This window comes from Geodermatophilus sp. SYSU D00758 (assembly GCF_054049955.1).
On sequence record NZ_JBJGYK010000007.1, the window covers coordinates 47,437 to 63,377 of the forward strand.

Sequence of the window (15,941 nt, forward strand, 5' to 3'; positions counted from 1 at the left end):
GCACTACAGGGCGGACGCCGGCGCCGACAGGCTGGTCGCATGAGCGCCGGACCCGCCCTCTCCCTCGAGTCCCTCACCGTCCGCTACGGCGGCACGGTCGCCGTCGACGGCCTGGACCTGCAGCTGCGCCGCGGCGAGACCGTGGCCCTGCTGGGGCCCAACGGCGCCGGCAAGTCGACCGTCGTCAACGCCGTCCTCGGCCTGGTGCCCTTCTCCGGCCGCATCACCGTGCTCGGCCGCGACCCGCGCGCGGCGGTCCGGGCCGGGTGCGTCGGCGCGATGCTGCAGCACGGCGGGCTGCCCGGGGAGGCGCGGGTCGGCGAGGTGCTCGGGCTGGTCCGCCGCAGCTTCGGGCGGGCCGGGCGGGCCATCGCCTGGCCGCTGGCGGACCTGGTCGCCACGGCCGGCATCGACGGCCTGCTCGACCGGCCGGTGGAGGCCCTCTCGGGCGGGCAGCGGCAGCGGGTGCTGCTCGCCGTCGCCCTGGCCGGGGAACCGCCGCTGCTCCTGCTCGACGAGCCCACCTCGGCCATGGACGTCGCCGGCCGCCGCGCGTTCTGGGCGACGATGCGCTCGCTGGCCGACCGCGGCACGACCGTCGTCTTCGCCACCCACCACCTCGACGAGGCCGACGCCGTCGCCGACCGCGTGGTCGTCGTGGCCGGTGGCCGGGTCGTGGCCGACGGCTCGGCCGCCGAGGTGAAGGCCGGCATCGGCGGCCGCACCGTGGCCTTCACCGCCGCGCCCGGCGCCCCGCTGCACGACCTGCCGGGCGTCACCGCCCTCGACCGGACCGGCGACCTCGTCCGGCTCGTCACCGACGACGTCGAGGCGACCCTGCAGGCCCTGCTCTCCCGCGGCACCCGGCTGGCCGACCTCGAGGTCCGCGGCGCCAGCCTCGAGGACGCCGTCGTCTCCCTGACCACCGCCCGCGCCCCGATCGGAGCGACCCGATGAGCACCCTGCTCGCCTTCCAGCTGCGCCGCGTCGGCCGCAACCGGCAGTTCCTCTTCTTCACCGTGCTGCTCCCGGCGCTGTTCACCGTCTTCTTCAGCAAGGTGCTCGGCGCCCAGGCCGGGTCGGCGGCGGAGTACCGGTCCTACGCCACCGCCTCGATGGTCTCGATGATGGCCTACGGGGCCCTGGGCGCCGCCCTCGGCGCGACCATCCGCGTCTCCTTCGACCGCGCCTCCGGGTGGCTGCGCCAGCTGCGGGTCACGCCGGTGGACACCTCGGCGGTGGTCGGCGTCGACGTCCTCGTCGGGATGCTGCTGACGCTGCCCAGCCTGGTCGCCGTGGCGCTCGTCGGGCGGCTGGTCAACGGGGTCGTGCTGCCGCTGGGGACCTGGGTGTCGCTGGTCGCCGTCCTGTGGCTGGGGTCGGCGGTCTTCGTCGCGCTCGGCCTGCTGGTCGGGTTCTCCCTCGAGGAGAAGGCCGCCGGCGGGGCGGCCGGCATCCTCGGCGTCGTCCTCGCCGCGCTGGGCGGGCTGTGGGTGCCGGTGCAGTTGTTCCCCGACGCCCTCCGCGCGCTGGCGCAGACGCTCCCCTCGTACTGGTACGCCGAGATGGGCCGCGACGTGGCCGCCGGGGCCGCCCCCGCGCCGCTGACCGTGCTCGCCCTGGCCGGCTTCGCCGCCGCCTTCGGGCTGCTGGCCACCGCGGTGGCCCGGCGCCGCCCGTTGCACGCCGTAGCGGGCTGAGCGGACTACCGTCCGTGGCCGTGGACCCGCGCACCCGCCGGCAGCGGCTCGGCTGGGCCGTGCCGTGGCTGCTCTTCCAGGTCTTCCCGATCAGCGACCTGGTGAGCACGCCGCGGCCGACCCCGGTCCGGGTCCTCGCCGCGCTCGGCCTGCTGGCCTTCACCGCCGCCTACTTGGTCGTCTTCACCGGGGTGTTCGAGCGCCGGGCCGTCCGGCGCTGGCGGGAGCTGCTGGTCGTGGCCGTGCTCGGGGTGGGGCTCGCCGTCTGGATGGGCCCGTCCTGGTCCGGGCTGATGATCTACGTGTCGGGCGCCGCGGCGGCCACCCTGCCCGAGCGGTGGGTCTGGCCCGCGGTGACCGCGGCGGCCGCGGTGTGCGCGGGGGTCATCGCGTCCGAGGGGTTGCTGGGCGACATGTTCGTGCTCCCCGTCATCTGCCTGCTCACCGCGTTCGCCCTGCGCGGCACCCGCTACCTGGTCTCGGTGAACGCGGAGCTGGTCGAGGCGCGGGAGGAGCTGGCCCGCTCCGCGGTCGCCGAGGAGCGGCTGCGCTTCGCCCGGGACCTGCACGACCTGCTCGGGCACTCGCTGTCGATGATCGCCCTCAAGAGCGAGTTGGCCGGCCGGCTGGCCGAGCGGGACCCCGCCCGGGCCCATACCGAGATGGCCGACGTCGAGGCCGCCGCCCGGCGGGCGCTGGCCGAGGTCCGCGAGGCGGTCAGCGGCTACCGGCAGGTCGGCGTCGCGCTCGCCCTGGCCGAGGCCCGCGCCGCCCTCTCGGCCGCGGGCATCGGGCTGCGGGCGCCGTCCCCGCCGCCGGTGCTGCCCGGCCCGGTCGACGCGGTGCTGGGCTGGGTGGTGCGCGAGGCCACCACCAACGTGCTGCGGCACAGCGGGGCCCGCACCGTCGTCGTCGACGTCGCGGTCGGCGACCGCGAGGCGATGCTGACCGTCACCGACGACGGGCGGGGTCCGGGCGGGACGCCGGGCACCGGGCTGTCCGGGCTCGCCGAGCGGGTGGCCGCGCTGGACGGCGAGCTGCAGCACGGCCCCGCGGCCGGCGGCGGCTTCCGGCTCGCCGCACGGGTCCCGCTGGCGGCCGCCGACCGGGTGGGCGCGCCGTGATCCGCGTGCTCGTCGCCGAGGACCAGGGGATGGTGCGCGGTGCGCTGCGCGCCCTCCTCGACCTGGAGGAGGACATCGAGGTGGTCGCCGAGGTCGGCCGGGGCGACGAGGTCGTCGACGCCGCCCGCGCCCACCGGCCCGACGTGGCGCTGCTGGACATCGAGATGCCCGGCTGCGACGGCATCGAGGCGGCCCGCGAGCTGGCGACCGCGGTGCCCGGCTGCCGTGCCGTCGTCCTCACCACCTTCGGCCGGCCGGGCTTCCTGCGCCGGGCCATGGAGGTCGGCGCGGCCGGCTTCCTGGTCAAGGACGCACCCGTCGCCGAGCTGGCCCGCGCGATCCGGGCGGTCGTGGCGGGGGAGCGGGTCATCGACCGGGAGCTCGCCGCCGCCGCGCTGGCCCTGGGCGCCACCCCGCTGTCGGCGCGGGAGGCCGACGTGCTGCGGGAGGCCGCGGACGGCGCCACCGTCGCCGACATCGCCCGCCGGCTGTTCCTCTCCGAGGGGACGGTCCGCAACTACCTGTCCTCGGCGATCGGCAAGACCGGCGCGCGCACCCGCGTCGAGGCCGCGCGCGTGGCCGAGGAGAAGGGCTGGCTCTGACGGCCCCCGGAAGGACCCCGTCCCCCCACCCCTCGCAGGCTCGGGGCGGTGCCCCGGACGGGGCCGGGAGCCGCGGCGGGCCCCTGCACGGAGCCGGGCGGGGCCCGGCGCGTGGGCTTCAGCGCACGGGGTCGGCGGGCATCAGGGCGTCGAGGTCGAGCACGCGGACGTGGATCACGTTGCGCTGCTGCAGGGCCGCCCGCAGCGCGCGGTGCAGGCCGTCCTCCAGGTAGAGGTCGCCCTGCCACTGCACCGCGTGCGGGAACAGGTCGCCGTAGAACGTCGAGTCGTCGGCCAGCAGCGTGTCCAGCGCCAGCTCCCGCTTGGTCGTGACCAGCGCGTCCAGCCGGATCTGCCGCGGCGGGATCATCGCCCAGTCCTTCGTGGACAGCCCGTGCTCGGGGTACGGGCGGCCGTCCCGGACCGCTTTGAAGATCAGGGGGACCGACCTCCGTCCTGCTGCTCGCCCGGGCTGGCGCGACCGCGGCCAACCCTAGCGGCCGCCCCCGGGCCGGCCCGGGCCGGTGCCGCGAGCCGCGGGACCGACGGGCTCCGGGGACGTATGCTGTCCTGGCACTCTGTCCGTGCGAGTGCCAGCTCGCCGGGCGGTCGCCGGGAGGCGAGCCGGGCGGGAGCCGACCGCCGCGGGGTGCCGTACGACGCGTCGACCGGTACGGGGAGGTGTCACCGTGGCGCACGAGGACCGCCGCCTGCAGGTGCTGCGGGCCATCGTCCAGGACTTCGTCTCGACCAACGACCCGGTGGGCAGCAAGGCGCTGGCCGAGCGGCACGACCTGGGGGTCTCGCCGGCGACCATCCGCAACGACATGGCCGTGCTCGAGGAGCAGGGGTACATCACCCAGCCCCACACGAGCGCCGGGCGGGTGCCCACCGACAAGGGCTACCGGCTCTTCGTCGACCGGCTCTCGGCGGTGAAACCGCTGTCGGCGGCCGAGCGGCGGGCCATCGAGCGCTTCCTCGACGGGGCGCTGGACCTGCACGACGTCCTCGGCCGCACCGTCCGCCTGCTCGCGCAGCTGACCCACCAGGTGGCCGTCGTCCAGTACCCGACCCTCTCGCGCAGCGCCGTCCGCCACCTCGAGGTGGTGCAGGTGGCCACCACCCGCCTCCTGCTGGTGCTCATCACCGACACCGGGCGGGTCGAGCAGCGCGTGGTCGAGTGCGCGGCCGACCTCGACCGGGACGACGTCGCCGAGCTGCGCAGCCTGCTGAACACCGCCTTCGCCGGGGCCAGGCTGTCGGACGCCGCGGGCAAGGTCCCCGACGTTCTCGACACCGCACCCCCGCACCTGCGGCCGCTGGTCGCCGCGGTCAGCGCCGCGCTGGTGGAGACGCTCGTCGAGCCGGGCGAGGACCGGCTGGTCATCGGCGGCACGGCGAACCTGGCGCGCGGGCTCACCGACTTCCCGGGCAGCCTGCGGCCGCTGCTGGAGGCGTTGGAAGAACAGGTGGTGGTCCTGCGGTTGATCTCGGAGGTGGACACCGGCGGGGCGGTCCTCGTGCGCATCGGCGAGGAGAACGCCCACGAGGCCCTCACGGGCGCCTCGGTGGTCTCCGTGGGTTACGGCACGGAGGACCGGGCACTCGGGGGACTGGGCATCGTCGGTCCCACCCGCATGGACTACCCGGGCAACATGGCCGCGGTGCGCGCCGTGGCCCGCTACGTCGGCCAGATCCTGGCCGGGAGCTGAGGCTGAGACTTCTCGATGGCAACCGACTACTACGGCGTGCTGGGCCTGTCCCGCGGGGCCACCGACGCCGAGATCAAGAAGGCCTACCGGCGGCTGGCGCGCGACCTGCACCCGGACGTCAACCCCGACCCGGGCGCCAAGGAGCGCTTCCAGGAGGTCAGCCGCGCCTACCAGGCCCTGACCGACCCGGAGAAGCGGCGCATCGTCGACCTCGGCGGCGACCCGTTCGACAACGGGCCCGGTGCAGGGGCGGGCAGCCCGTTCGGCGGGGCCGGGTTCGGCGGCCTCGGCGACATCATGGACGCCTTCTTCGGCGGCGCGGCCACCGCCCGCGGCCCGCGCAGCAGGGTCCGGGCCGGCGGCGACGCGCTGATCCGTCTCGACCTCGACCTCGACGAGACGGTCTTCGGCGCCACCAAGGACATCACCGTCGACACCGCCGTCCTCTGCGACGCCTGCACCGGTGCCGGCACCGCGCCCGGCACGCACCCCACCACCTGCACCACCTGCTCCGGCCGGGGCGAGGTGCAGAGCGTGCAGCGCTCCTTCCTGGGCCAGGTCGTCTCCTCGCGGACCTGCCCGACCTGCGTCGGCACCGGCCAGGTCATCCCCGAGCCGTGCCCGCAGTGCGGGGGCGACGGCCGGGTCCGCGCCCGGCGCACCATCCCGGTCAAGGTGCCCGCCGGCGTCGAGGACGGCATGCGCATCCGCCTGACCGGCCACGGCGAGGTCGGCCCCGGCGGCGGCCCGGCCGGCGACCTGTACGTGGAGATCGCCGAGCGCCCGCACCCGGTCTTCACCCGGGACGGCGAGGACCTGCACTGCCGGGTCACGCTGCCCATGACCTCCGCGGCGCTGGGCACCACCCTCACCCTCGAGACGCTCGACGGGGAGGAGGAGGTCGACATCCGGCCCGGCACCCAGTCCGGCAGCACGCTCACGCTGCGGGCCAAGGGCGCGCCGCGGCTGCGGGCCACCGGCCGGGGCAACCTGCTGGTCCACGTCGAGGTGGAGACCCCCACCCGGCTGGACGCCGAGCAGGAGAAGCTGCTGCGGGAGCTCGCCGCCCTGCGCGGTGAGGACCGCCCGGCCGCTGCCTCCCCGGAAGGGCACGGCGGGCTGTTCTCCCGCGTCCGCGACGTGTTCAAGTGACGGGCGTGGCCGGCGGATCCCTCCCCGAGCTGGACGGCGCGCCGCTGTTCCTCCTCGAGGAGCTGCCCGACACCCCCGAGGTCCTGGTCGACGGGACCGAGGGGCGGCACGCCGTCGACGTCCTGCGGCTGACGGCCGGCGAGCGGGTCCGGGTCGGCGACGGCCGGGGCACCCTCGTCGAGGGCGAGGTGACCGCCGCCGGCCCGGCCGGCCTGCGGGTGGGCGTCAGCGCCCGCCACGAGGTGCCCCCGCCGGCGCTGGAGCTGCTCCTGGTGCAGGCGCTGCCCAAGGGCGACCGCGGCCCGCTGGCCGTCGAGCTGGCCACCGAGCTCGGCGTCGACCGCGTGGTGCCCTGGACGGCGGCCCGCTGCGTCACCCGCTGGCGCGCGGACCGCGTCGACAAGGGCCTGGCGCGGTGGCGCTCGGCCGCCCGCGCCGCCAGCAAGCAGGCCCGCCGCCCGCGCGTCCCGGAGATCACCGGGCCGATGACCATCCGCGAGGTGTGCGGGGTGCTCGCCGACGTCGACCTCGCGCTGGTCCTGCACGAGCAGGCCCGCCACCCGATGGCCGGGGTCGACCTGCCCGCCGAGGGCACCGTGGCGGTCGTCGTCGGCCCCGAGGGCGGGCTCACCGACGGCGAGGTCGTCGCCCTGGCCGCCGCGGGCGCCCACCCCGTGCGGCTGGGGCCCGAGGTGCTGCGCACCTCGACCGCCGGCGCCGCCGCCCTGGCCGCGATCTCGGCCCGCACCCGCTGGCGGTGACGGCGATGCCCCTCCGGGATCAGGTGACCTGATCGTCGCCGGTCCTGGCTCAGCACCGGTGGTGAGCCAGGACCGGCAACAGTGAGCCCGGACGGGTCGCACACCGTGCGGACGCCCACTTCGCGGCGCGTGGTGAGGTCGGCACCCGTGCGGTGCGGACGGCGATCACCGCAGCGCGCGGCGGGCGCGGGCGCTCACCAGGTCCACGGCCAGGGTGAGGACGACGACCGCCACCAGCACCGTGGTGACCGCCGGCCAGTCGAAGGTCGCCATCTCCGAGGCCAGCAGCGCGCCCAGACCGCCGGCGCTCAGCAGCCCGACCAGCACCGTGTCCCGCACCACCACCTCCCAGCGGTAGAGCGCGTAGGCCAGCACGGGCCCGGCCGCCCGGGGCAGCACCCCGTAGAGCCACGCGCCGGCCGGCCGGGCGCCCAGCGCGGTCAGCGCCGCCCGCGGCCGCGGGTCGAGCTCCTCGGTCGCCTCGGCCGCCAGCCGGCCCAGGACCCCCAGCGCGTGGACCCCGAGCGCCAGGGCCCCGGGCAGCACGCCGGGCAGGAGCACGAACAGCAGCACCAGCGCCCACACCGGCGGTGGCACCGCCCGCAGCAGGAGCAGGCCGAGGCGTACCAGGGAGCCGGCCAGCCGCCGCCCAGCCGGCAGGGGGCCGGGCGGGCGCGCGGCCACCCCGGCCACCAGGACCGCGCCGAGGGTGGCCACGGCGACGGCGACGACGGACGTCTGCACCGTCTCCACCGCCAGCCGGCCGACGGAGGCGAGCAGGCCGGCGTCGGTGGCCGGCGGCCAGGCCGCGGCCCCGACCCAGGCCAGCTGGGCGCCGGTCCGCTCCGACAGCAGCGTCGCGGGGGTGAGCGCCAGGTACCACCACGACCACGCCACCAGCCCTCCCGAGGCCAGCACGGCCGCGGTCAGGACCCCGTCGCGGGCCGGCCGGTCGCCGGGCGAGCGGGGCGCGGCCAGCCGCCGGCGCACCTCGCGGCCGGCGACGTCGGCGACCAGGCACAGCAGCGCCAGCGCGTAGACGGCGCTCCACACCTCCTCCCAGCGCAGCGACCGGAACGACAGCGCCAGCTCGTAGCCGAGCCCGCCGGCGCCGATGAGCCCCAGCACCACGGCCGAGCGGACGGCGCACTCCAGCCGGTAGAAGGCGTAGGAGAGCAGGCTCCCGGCCGCCGGCGGCAGCAGGCCGTAGAGAGCGGCCGGCACCCGGCCCGCGCCCGCGGCGAGCAGCGCATCGTACCCGCCGCGGGGGACCTCGTCGACCAGGTCGGCGAACACCTTCCCGGTGACCGCCCCGTAGGGCAGGCCGATCGCCAGCACCCCGACCCAGGGGTCCAGGCCGAGGACGGCCACCAGCAGCAGCCCCCACACGGCCTCGTGCAGCCCGCGCGGAACCGACAGCGCGCCGCGCGCGAGCAGCCAGCCGAGCCGGCGCCGTCCCCAGGTGCTGCGGGAGACGAGGACGGCGCCCACCGCCCCGAGGACCAGCGCCAGCGCGGTGCCGGCTGCCGCGAAGGCGACGGTGACCAGCGCCGCCTGCGCCAGGACGCCGAGGAACGCGCCGTCGAGGGAGGGGGAGAGGGCCGCGGCCGCGAACCGGCCGAACCGGTCCAGCCCCGCGGTGTTCAGCACCTCGCCGGTGAACACGCCCGCGCCGGCCAGCGACCACAGCAGCAGCGCCGCCCCGCCCAGCCCCCAGGCCCAGCGCCTGCGGTCCCGGTGCAGCCGCGGGCGCGCCGGCGCCGCGGCCCGGTCGAGCACCGCACTCACGTCGGCGCCCCGTAGAAGTCGGCGAGGTCGGCGGCGGACAGGCGGGCCGCGGGCGCGTCGAGCACCACCCGCCCGTCGGCCAGGCCGACCACCCGGTCGCAGTGCCGCAGCGCCAGGCCGGGGTCGTGCAGGCAGGCCAGCAGCGCGCCGCCGCGGCCGGTGGCCGGCTCGCCGAGCAGGGTCAGCGCCCGGTCGGCCAGCCGCGGGTCCAGCGCGGACGCCGGCTCGTCGGCGAGCACCAGCTCGGGTCGCTGCACGAGCAGCCGGGCGATGGCCACCCGCTGCCGCTGCCCGCCGGAGAGCCGCTCGGTGCGCTCGAACGCGCGGTCGGCCAGGCCCACCCGGTCCAGCGCCGCGAGCACGTCGGGCACCCCCTGCGGCCGCAGCAGCGACCAGGCCGCCCGCGCCGGCGACCACGCCCCCAGCCGGCCGGCGTTGACGTTGTGCACGACCCGGAGCTGCCCGACCAGCTCCAGGTGCTGGTGCACGGTGCCCACCCGCGCACGCAGCCGGCGCAGGTCGCGGCCGGCCAGCGTCCCCGGATCGGCGCCGAGCACCTCCACCGCGCCGGCGGTCGGGGGCACCGACCCGTTGACCACGCCCAGCAGCGTCGACTTGCCGGCCCCCGAGGCGCCGACCACGGCGACCCGCTCGCCGGGGCCGACGGTCAGGTCGACGCGGGCCAGCGCGGTCGTCGCGCCGAAGCGCACCTCGATCCCCGACAGCCGCAGGACGGCGGTCAGCTGACCAGCCCCAGGTCGCGGCCGACCGCCTCGATCCGGTCGTAGTTCGAGGCCTCGGTGGGGATGAACGACCCGGCGCCGAACAGCTCCAGCACCTCGGCGTCCGCCGGGTCGTCGGCCGACAGCCCGGTGAAGTAGCCGAGCAGCCGGTCGGCGAGGTCGTCGACGCCGAGCCGCCCCGCGGCCTGCGGGCCGAGCAGCCAGTGGTAGTCGTGGTACGGCGGGGTCTCGGTGTACCGCACGACCGACGGCGCGACCTCGCCGGCCTCCCACCGCGCCCGCCAGACCTGGCTGTTCAGGGCCCCGGCCTGGTAGCTGCCGGACGCCACGAGCTCCAGGGTCGCGTCGTGCGAGCCGGAGAAGCCCGGGCCCGCGGGGAAGCCCTGCGGGTCGACGCCGGCCTCCTGGAGGAAGTACGCCGGCATCAGCCGCCCCGAGGTCGACGTCTCGCTGCCGTAGGTGAAGCGCAGCGGGGCCAGCGGGGCGAGGTCCTCCGACGGGGCGAGGTCCTCCGACGGGGCGAGCCCGGTGCCGACGTTGACGACGAACACGGAGGTGAACCGCTCGTCGATGTCCCGCTGGGCGATCGGCCGGGCGCCCGGGGTCTGCAGCCGGGCCTGCACGCCGGTGAGCCCGCCGAACCAGACGAGGTCGAGGTCGCCGGTGCGGAAGAGGGAGACGGAGGCGGCGTAGTCGGTCACCGGGCGGTACTCGACGTCGACGTCGAGCGCGGCGGACATCGAGTCGGCGACCGTGCCGTGGAGCCGCTGGAGGACCTCGGGGTCCTGGTCGGGGATGGCGCCGATGCGCAGCGGGCCCGACCCGCCGGAGGTGCCGGCGGCCGACCCGGAGACGGGGGACGACCGGCCGCAGCCGGTGAGCGCGGCGGCGAGGGCGAGGCCGGCGCCGCCGAGGAGCGTGCGGCGGGAGAGCGGGGGGAGGGGGGACGGGGCACCGGGGCCACCCGACCGGGCGGCGCGACGGGCGAGCACTACGTCCTCGTGCGGGGGGAGAGGGCGGGCACGGGACACCTCCGGGGAGAAGGGAACGGGTGTCCCCATCCTGTACCGGGCCGCGGGCGGCCACGCCTCGGAGGCAGGCGCCGGGCGTGCGGGGTGTGGGGGGAGGGGCGGCCATCCCTCGGGGGCCCGCGCCGGGCGTGCGAGGTGTGGGGGGAGGGGTGGCCCTTCTAGGGTCGCCCCCGTGGACTGCCTCTTCTGCCGCATGGTCGCCGGTGACGTGCCGGCCACCGTGGTGCACGAGACCGACCGGACGCTGGCCTTCCGGGACATCAACCCGCAGGCGCCGACGCACGTGCTGGTGATCCCGAAGGCCCACCACGCCACCGTCGCGGCGCTGGCCTCCGACGACCCCGACCTGCTCGGCGCCGTGGTCCGGGCGGCGCGGCAGGTGGCCGTGCAGGAGGGCCTGGCGACCGAGGACGGCGTCGAGCCCGGCTACCGCCTGGTCACCAACACCGGCCCGGCCGCCGGGCAGACGGTGCACCACGTGCACCTGCACCTGCTCGGCGGCCGGGACCTCGGCTGGCCGCCCGGCTGAGGAGCCCGGCGGCCGGCCGGCGTCAGCCGACCCGGCAGGTCCGGGCCACGAGCCGGACCCCTGCCACGGCGAGCGGCAGCTGCATGACCGCGAAGGCCACGGCCGGGACGAGGTTGCCCTGCGCCGGGGAGAACGGCAGCAGCAGCGTCCCGGTGACCACGGCGCCCAGCGCCCACCAGCCGAGCACACCGGCCCGGCACAGGCCGAGGACGACCAGCGGCAGTCCCAGCGCCAGCAGCGGGTCGAGGCCGAAGCACAGCTGCTGGAGCGGGGCCGAGGTGACGCGCTCGGAGATGGCCACCGCCTGCTCGACGGGCAGGGCCCGGGCCAGCTCCATGTGGTACCAGTCGGTCATCAGCGCGCCGGACGTGCTCAGCAGGCCCAGCGCACTCAGCAGCGCCCCGAGCAGCGCCGGCAGCCAGCCCCGCCGGCCGCGCACCAGGAGCGGCAGGGCCAGCGCACCGACGCCGAGCAGCAGGTTCCCGTGGTGGAGCAGGACCGCCGACAGCTCGGTCAGCCACGGGTCGCGGCCCAGCGACCGCAGGTAGGCGGCGCGGCCGTCCCCGTCGGCGAGCGGGCTGGTGAGGACACCCGCGACGAAGGCGGCGGCGCCGAGCGGGAGCGCGCCTCCGGCGAGGCGGGTCAGGACCCGCGGCGCGGGGTTGGCGGCCCCGACGGGGGGCGCGACGGTCGGGGCGGGCGGGGCGACGGTGCTCACGGTGGGTGCCTTCCTGGGCGGGTCTGGTTCGGACGGCGAGGACGGTAGGGAGCCGGGCGGGTCCGCCACTGCCTTCCGCGGGCTCGACCTGCGTCCCCTCCCGGGGGGACGGTCCGGCGCCGCGGTGTCCCCCGCGCGGTGGACCCGCGGCGGCCCCCGGCGTCCCTACGCTCGGCGGGCCGTCGCCGCTCACCCGCCCGGGAGGCCCTCCGTGCCCGCGTTCCTGCGCACCGTCGCCGTCCCCTGGGGCGGTGCCGCGGTGGTCCTGCTGGTGGGCGTCGCGGAGTTCGTGCTCGACGCCCGCAGCCCGGGGGTGTCGGCCACCGCCGCCGTCCTGGCCCTGGTCGCGGTCGCCGGGGCGCTCGCCCCGTGGACGCCGGTGGGTGCCGCGGTGGTCGTCGGGCTGACCTTCCCCGCCGGCGCGGCACTCGGGCTCGACGGGCCCAACGGCGCACAGCTGTTCGCGCTGCTGCTGTCCACCGGGTGGGCCGGCAGCCAGGAGCCGCCCCGCCGCTCGTGGCCGGCCCCGGCCGCCGACCAGGCCCTGGCCACCGCGGGCATCCTGCTCTGGGCCCCGCCCGGCCAGGCCTGGGAGAACCTGTTCTTCTCCCTCCTGCTGTGGGCGGCGTGGGCGGTGGGCCTGCTCACCCGGCGGTCCCGGGAGCGGGCCGAGCGGTTGGGCCGGCTGGCCGCGCGGCTCGACGCCGAGCGCGAGGTCGCCGAGGCCACCGCGGTCGCCGCGGAGCGGGCCCGCATCGCCCGCGACGTGCACGACTCGGTCGCCCACTCGGTGAGCGTCATGGTGCTGCAGGTCGGGGCCCTGCGGACCACCCTCGACCCCGCCGACCGCGCGGCCCCCGTCCTGGCCGGCGTCGAGCGCATCGGCCGCGAGGCGGTCGACGAGCTGCGCGGGCTGGTCGGGCTGCTCCGCGAGGAGCAGGGCGTGGCGGCACCGCCGTCGCTGGCGCGGGTGCCCGAGCTGGTCGAGGAGGTCCGGGCCGCGGGCCTCCCGGTCGAGCTCGCGGTGCACGGCGACCCCGGGGACCTCCCGCAGGCGGTCGAGGTGTCGGCCTTCCGCGTCCTGCAGGAGGCGCTGTCCAACGTGCTTCGGCACGCGGGCCCGGTGCCCACCGCGGTCTCGGTCCACCACGGACCGGCGGCGCTGGTGCTCTGCGTGGAGGACCACGGGGCCGGCCCGGTCGCGGGGTCCCCGGGACCGGGAGGGCACGGGCTGCTCGGCATCCGGGAGCGGGTCGCCGTCCTCGGCGGGTCGGTCGACGCCGGACCGCGGCCCGGGGGTGGGTTCCGCCTGCAGGCGCGCTTCCCGCTGCAGGGGGCGCGGTGACCGTCCGGGTGGTGCTGGCCGACGACCAGGAGATGGTGCGGGCCGGTCTGCGGATGCTGGTCGACTTCCAGCCCGACCTGGAGGTCGTCGGGGAGGCGGCCGACGGGCTGGAGGCCGTGGACGTGGTGGCCCGCACCCGGCCCGACGTTGTCCTCATGGACGTCCGGATGCCGCGCTGCGACGGGCTCGAGGCCGCCCGGCGGGTGCTCGCCGCGGGCCCGGACGTCGCCGTCGTCGTCCTCACCACGTTCGACGAGGACGCCTCCCTGGCCGAGGCGCTGCGCGCCGGGGTGAGCGGCTTCCTGCTGAAGACGGCGCCGCCGGAACAGCTGCTGCACGCCGTCCGCACCGTGGCCGCCGGCAACGGGCTGCTCGACCCGGCGGTGACGCTGCGGGTCATCCGGTCCTCGGCCGCAGCCCCCGCCCCGGACCCGCGGGCGGCCGCCGCGCTGGCCACGCTGACCACCCGGGAGACCGAGGTCCTCCGCCTGGTGGCCGACGGGCTGTCCAACGCCGAGATCGCGGCCCGCCTGTACCTGGGCGAGGCGACGGTGAAGACCTACCTGTCGCGCACGCTCACCAAGCTGGGCCTGCGCGACCGCGTCCAGGCCGTCGCCTTCGCCTTCCGCAGCGGCCTGGTCCCGCTGTCCGCGCCCGGCGCCTGACCTGCCAGGCTCGGGGGGTGACCGACAACGCACCCGTGCGCATCGAGCGGGACGGCGACGTCGCCGTCGTCGTCCTCGACCACCCGCCGCTGAACCTCTTCGACGAGGCGGTGCTCGCCGCCCTGGACCGGGTCGTCCACGACCTGGTCGGGCTCACCGACCCGGCCCGCACCGACCGGGCCCGCGCGGTGCTGGTCGAGGCGCGCGGCAAGGTCGTCTCCGGCGGGGTGGACGTGCACCTGTTCGCCGACATCGCCGAGGGCCCGGAGCCCACCGAGCGGGGGGCCGAGCTGTGGCGGCGGTTGCTGCGGGTCGCCCAGACCGTCGAGGACCTCCCGGTGCCCACCGTCTTCGCCGCGCACGGGCTCACCCTCACCGCCGCCTTCGAGCTGGCGCTGGCCTGCGACATCCTCCTCGCCGCCGAGCGGGCCTCCTTCGGCCTGGTGGAGGTCGTCGTCGGGCTGACCCCCTCGATGGGCGGGCCGCAGCGGCTGGCCGAGCGCGCCGGCCCGGCGCGGGCCAAGGAGCTGGTGTTCACCGGCGAGCGGTACCCCGCCGCCGTCCTGGAGCGGTGGGACGTCGTCAACCGGGTGCTCCCCGACGACGGCTTCGCCGAGGCCGCCCGCGGCTACGCCCGGCAGGTCGCCGCCGGGCCGACGGTGGCGCACGCGGCCACCAAGCGGCTGGTCACCACCGCCGTCCGCCAGGGGGCGCGGGCCGCCGACGAGCTGGTGCCCGAGGTCTCCGGCGCGCTGTTCGCCACCGCGGACCTGCGCGGCGCCGTGCGCTCCTTCCTCGCCGAGGGGCCGGGGAAGGCGACCCACACCGGCCGCTGAGCGGCGGTTCGGGGGGTCCGCCGCGGGTAGCATCGGGGTCGTCCGCACCCCCTCCCGCAGGAAGGCAGGGTCGAGGGTTCTTGCCCGACTCCTCCCCGAACGTCCCCGTGCCCGGGGCCCCCACGTCGCGTGAGGCCTCGGCACAGGCTGCCGCGGCGGACGGCCACCTCGGCGCGCCCGCCCCGTCCGGTACCGGCACCGGGGGCACCCCGGCCGCCGTGCGGACCACCATCACCGTCCCGGACGCCGTCCCCATGGTCGCCCTGCTCGGCTCGGGCGACGAGCTGCTCCGGCTGGTCGAGACCGAGCTGACCGCCGACGTGCACGTCCGCGGCAACGAGATCGCGATCACCGGCCAGCCGGCCGACAATGCCTTCGCCGTCCGGGTGTTCGACGAGCTGATCGCGCTCATCGGCACCGGGCAGCAGCTGCGGCCGGACTCCGTGCGCCGGGTGATCGCCATGCTGAAGGCCGGGGGCTCCGAGCGCCCGGCCGACGTGCTGTCGCTGGACATCATCAGCCGCCGCGGCCGCACGATCCGGCCCAAGACGCTGAACCAGAAGCGCTACGTCGACGCCATCGACGCGCACACCATCGTCTTCGGCATCGGCCCGGCCGGGACCGGGAAGACCTACCTGGCCATGGCCAAGGCGGTCCAGGCACTGCAGACCAAGCAGGTCAACCGGATCATCCTCACCCGGCCGGCGGTCGAGGCGGGCGAGCGGCTGGGCTACCTGCCCGGCTCGCTGTCGGAGAAGATCGACCCCTACCTGCGGCCGCTCTACGACGCGCTGCACGACATGGTCGACCCGGAGTCGATCCCCCGGTTGATGCAATCGGGGACCATTGAAGTAGCGCCGTTGGCATACATGCGTGGCAGAACGCTCAATGATGCATTCGTCATCCTCGACGAAGCCCAGAACACCACCGCGGAACAGATGAAGATGTTCCTCACCCGGCTCGGGTTCGGCTCGAAGATCGTGGTCACCGGTGACGTCACCCAGGTCGACCTGCCCGGCGGCGCGCAGAGCGGGCTGAAGATCGTCCGGGAGATCCTCGACGGCGTCGAGGACGTGCACTTCGCCAACCTGAGCAGCTCCGACGTCGTCCGGCACCGGCTGGTCGGCGACATCGTGGACGCCTACGAGCGCTGGGACGCCGGCCGCCAGCAGGGCCCGGCCCCCGCGCCGGGCCCGGTGCGCGGCGCCCGGCCGCGCCGGCAGGGGAGCTGAGCG

17 protein-coding genes are annotated in these 15,941 nt (G+C 77.0%); 12 read left to right on the top strand and 5 right to left on the bottom strand.

Annotated features, from left to right (window positions below):
- Positions 1 to 39: 39 nt before the first annotated feature.
- The 4 genes from ACI8AC_RS06980 to ACI8AC_RS06995 are packed head-to-tail and all read left to right on the top strand — an operon-like array spanning position 40 to position 3,426.
- Positions 40 to 957: an ATP-binding cassette domain-containing protein gene (locus ACI8AC_RS06980; RefSeq protein ID WP_456896528.1), complete on the top strand. Its 918-nt coding sequence runs from the start codon at positions 40 to 42 to the stop codon at positions 955 to 957.
- Positions 954 to 1,700: an ABC transporter permease gene (locus tag ACI8AC_RS06985; RefSeq protein WP_456896530.1), complete on the top strand. Its 747-nt coding sequence runs from the start codon at positions 954 to 956 to the stop codon at positions 1,698 to 1,700. Before ACI8AC_RS06980 ends, ACI8AC_RS06985 begins: the two co-directional genes overlap by 4 nt.
- Positions 1,701 to 1,720: 20 nt before the next feature.
- Entirely contained in the window at positions 1,721 to 2,824 is a 1,104-nt protein-coding gene (locus tag ACI8AC_RS06990) for a sensor histidine kinase (protein WP_456896532.1), read from the top strand.
- Positions 2,821 to 3,426, top strand: coding sequence for a response regulator transcription factor (locus tag ACI8AC_RS06995; protein WP_456896534.1), 606 nt, complete (start codon positions 2,821 to 2,823; stop codon positions 3,424 to 3,426). The genes ACI8AC_RS06990 and ACI8AC_RS06995 overlap by 4 nt, the downstream gene beginning before the upstream one ends.
- 118 nt (positions 3,427 to 3,544) lie before the next feature.
- Here ACI8AC_RS06995 and ACI8AC_RS07000 read toward each other — a convergent pair whose 3' ends face one another.
- Complete coding sequence (locus ACI8AC_RS07000) at positions 3,545 to 3,865, bottom strand: type II toxin-antitoxin system VapB family antitoxin (protein ID WP_456896765.1); 321 nt, start codon at positions 3,863 to 3,865, stop codon at positions 3,545 to 3,547.
- A gap of 250 nt (positions 3,866 to 4,115) precedes the next feature.
- Here ACI8AC_RS07000 and hrcA point away from each other — a divergent pair, with 250 nt between their 5' ends.
- The 3 genes from hrcA to ACI8AC_RS07015 are packed head-to-tail and all read left to right on the top strand — an operon-like array spanning position 4,116 to position 7,051.
- Complete coding sequence (gene hrcA / locus ACI8AC_RS07005) at positions 4,116 to 5,138, top strand: heat-inducible transcriptional repressor HrcA (RefSeq protein ID WP_456896536.1); 1,023 nt, start codon at positions 4,116 to 4,118, stop codon at positions 5,136 to 5,138.
- A gap of 15 nt (positions 5,139 to 5,153) precedes the next feature.
- Entirely contained in the window at positions 5,154 to 6,290 is a 1,137-nt protein-coding gene (gene dnaJ / locus ACI8AC_RS07010; RefSeq protein ID WP_456896538.1) for a molecular chaperone DnaJ, read from the top strand.
- 5 nt (positions 6,291 to 6,295) lie between these two features.
- On the top strand, positions 6,296 to 7,051 hold the full coding sequence (locus ACI8AC_RS07015; RefSeq protein WP_456896540.1) for a 16S rRNA (uracil(1498)-N(3))-methyltransferase: 756 nt from the start codon (positions 6,296 to 6,298) through the stop codon (positions 7,049 to 7,051).
- 165 nt (positions 7,052 to 7,216) lie between these two features.
- Here ACI8AC_RS07015 and ACI8AC_RS07020 read toward each other — a convergent pair whose 3' ends face one another.
- From ACI8AC_RS07020 to ACI8AC_RS07030, 3 genes are read right to left on the bottom strand one after another with little or no spacing between them, the layout of a single operon-like run.
- The gene (locus ACI8AC_RS07020; protein WP_456896542.1) at positions 7,217 to 8,839 is read right to left on the bottom strand and encodes a PhnE/PtxC family ABC transporter permease; all 1,623 of its coding nucleotides are present in this window, start codon (positions 8,837 to 8,839) and stop codon (positions 7,217 to 7,219) included.
- The gene (locus ACI8AC_RS07025; protein ID WP_456896543.1) at positions 8,836 to 9,549 is read right to left on the bottom strand and encodes a phosphonate ABC transporter ATP-binding protein; all 714 of its coding nucleotides are present in this window, start codon (positions 9,547 to 9,549) and stop codon (positions 8,836 to 8,838) included. Before ACI8AC_RS07025 ends, ACI8AC_RS07020 begins: the two co-directional genes overlap by 4 nt.
- A 29-nt stretch (positions 9,550 to 9,578) precedes the next feature.
- Positions 9,579 to 10,574: a putative selenate ABC transporter substrate-binding protein gene (locus ACI8AC_RS07030; RefSeq protein ID WP_456896545.1), complete on the bottom strand. Its 996-nt coding sequence runs from the start codon at positions 10,572 to 10,574 to the stop codon at positions 9,579 to 9,581.
- A gap of 211 nt (positions 10,575 to 10,785) precedes the next feature.
- Between ACI8AC_RS07030 and ACI8AC_RS07035 the strand changes: the two genes are divergently transcribed.
- The gene (locus ACI8AC_RS07035) at positions 10,786 to 11,142 is read left to right on the top strand and encodes a histidine triad nucleotide-binding protein (RefSeq protein ID WP_456896547.1); all 357 of its coding nucleotides are present in this window, start codon (positions 10,786 to 10,788) and stop codon (positions 11,140 to 11,142) included.
- Positions 11,143 to 11,164: 22 nt separating this feature from the next.
- Here the strand turns inward: ACI8AC_RS07035 and ACI8AC_RS07040 are convergent, their stop codons facing one another.
- Positions 11,165 to 11,860 (bottom strand): hypothetical protein, encoded by a 696-nt coding sequence (locus ACI8AC_RS07040; protein ID WP_456896549.1) that lies wholly within the window; start codon positions 11,858 to 11,860, stop codon positions 11,165 to 11,167.
- 211 nt (positions 11,861 to 12,071) lie between these two features.
- Between ACI8AC_RS07040 and ACI8AC_RS07045 the strand changes: the two genes are divergently transcribed.
- The 4 genes from ACI8AC_RS07045 (at position 12,072) to ACI8AC_RS07060 (ending at position 15,938) form a co-directional block, all read left to right on the top strand.
- Positions 12,072 to 13,205 (top strand): sensor histidine kinase, encoded by a 1,134-nt coding sequence (locus ACI8AC_RS07045; protein ID WP_456896550.1) that lies wholly within the window; start codon positions 12,072 to 12,074, stop codon positions 13,203 to 13,205.
- Entirely contained in the window at positions 13,202 to 13,870 is a 669-nt protein-coding gene (locus ACI8AC_RS07050; protein ID WP_456896552.1) for a response regulator, read from the top strand. The genes ACI8AC_RS07045 and ACI8AC_RS07050 overlap by 4 nt, the downstream gene beginning before the upstream one ends.
- Positions 13,871 to 13,887: 17 nt before the next feature.
- A complete protein-coding gene (locus ACI8AC_RS07055) occupies positions 13,888 to 14,706 on the top strand; it encodes an enoyl-CoA hydratase/isomerase family protein (RefSeq protein WP_456896554.1) in 819 nt (272 codons plus the stop codon).
- A gap of 218 nt (positions 14,707 to 14,924) precedes the next feature.
- Positions 14,925 to 15,938: a PhoH family protein gene (locus tag ACI8AC_RS07060; protein ID WP_456896556.1), complete on the top strand. Its 1,014-nt coding sequence runs from the start codon at positions 14,925 to 14,927 to the stop codon at positions 15,936 to 15,938.
- Positions 15,939 to 15,941: the final 3 nt, after the last annotated feature.

Coding starts and splice junctions, on each gene's coding strand:
- ACI8AC_RS06980 (WP_456896528.1), top strand. CDS start 40: ATGAGCGCCGGACCCGCCCTCTCCCTCGAGTCCCTCACCGTCCGCTAC.
- ACI8AC_RS06985 (WP_456896530.1), top strand. CDS start 954: ATGAGCACCCTGCTCGCCTTCCAGCTGCGCCGCGTCGGCCGCAACCGG.
- dnaJ (WP_456896538.1), top strand. CDS start 5,154: ATGGCAACCGACTACTACGGCGTGCTGGGCCTGTCCCGCGGGGCCACC.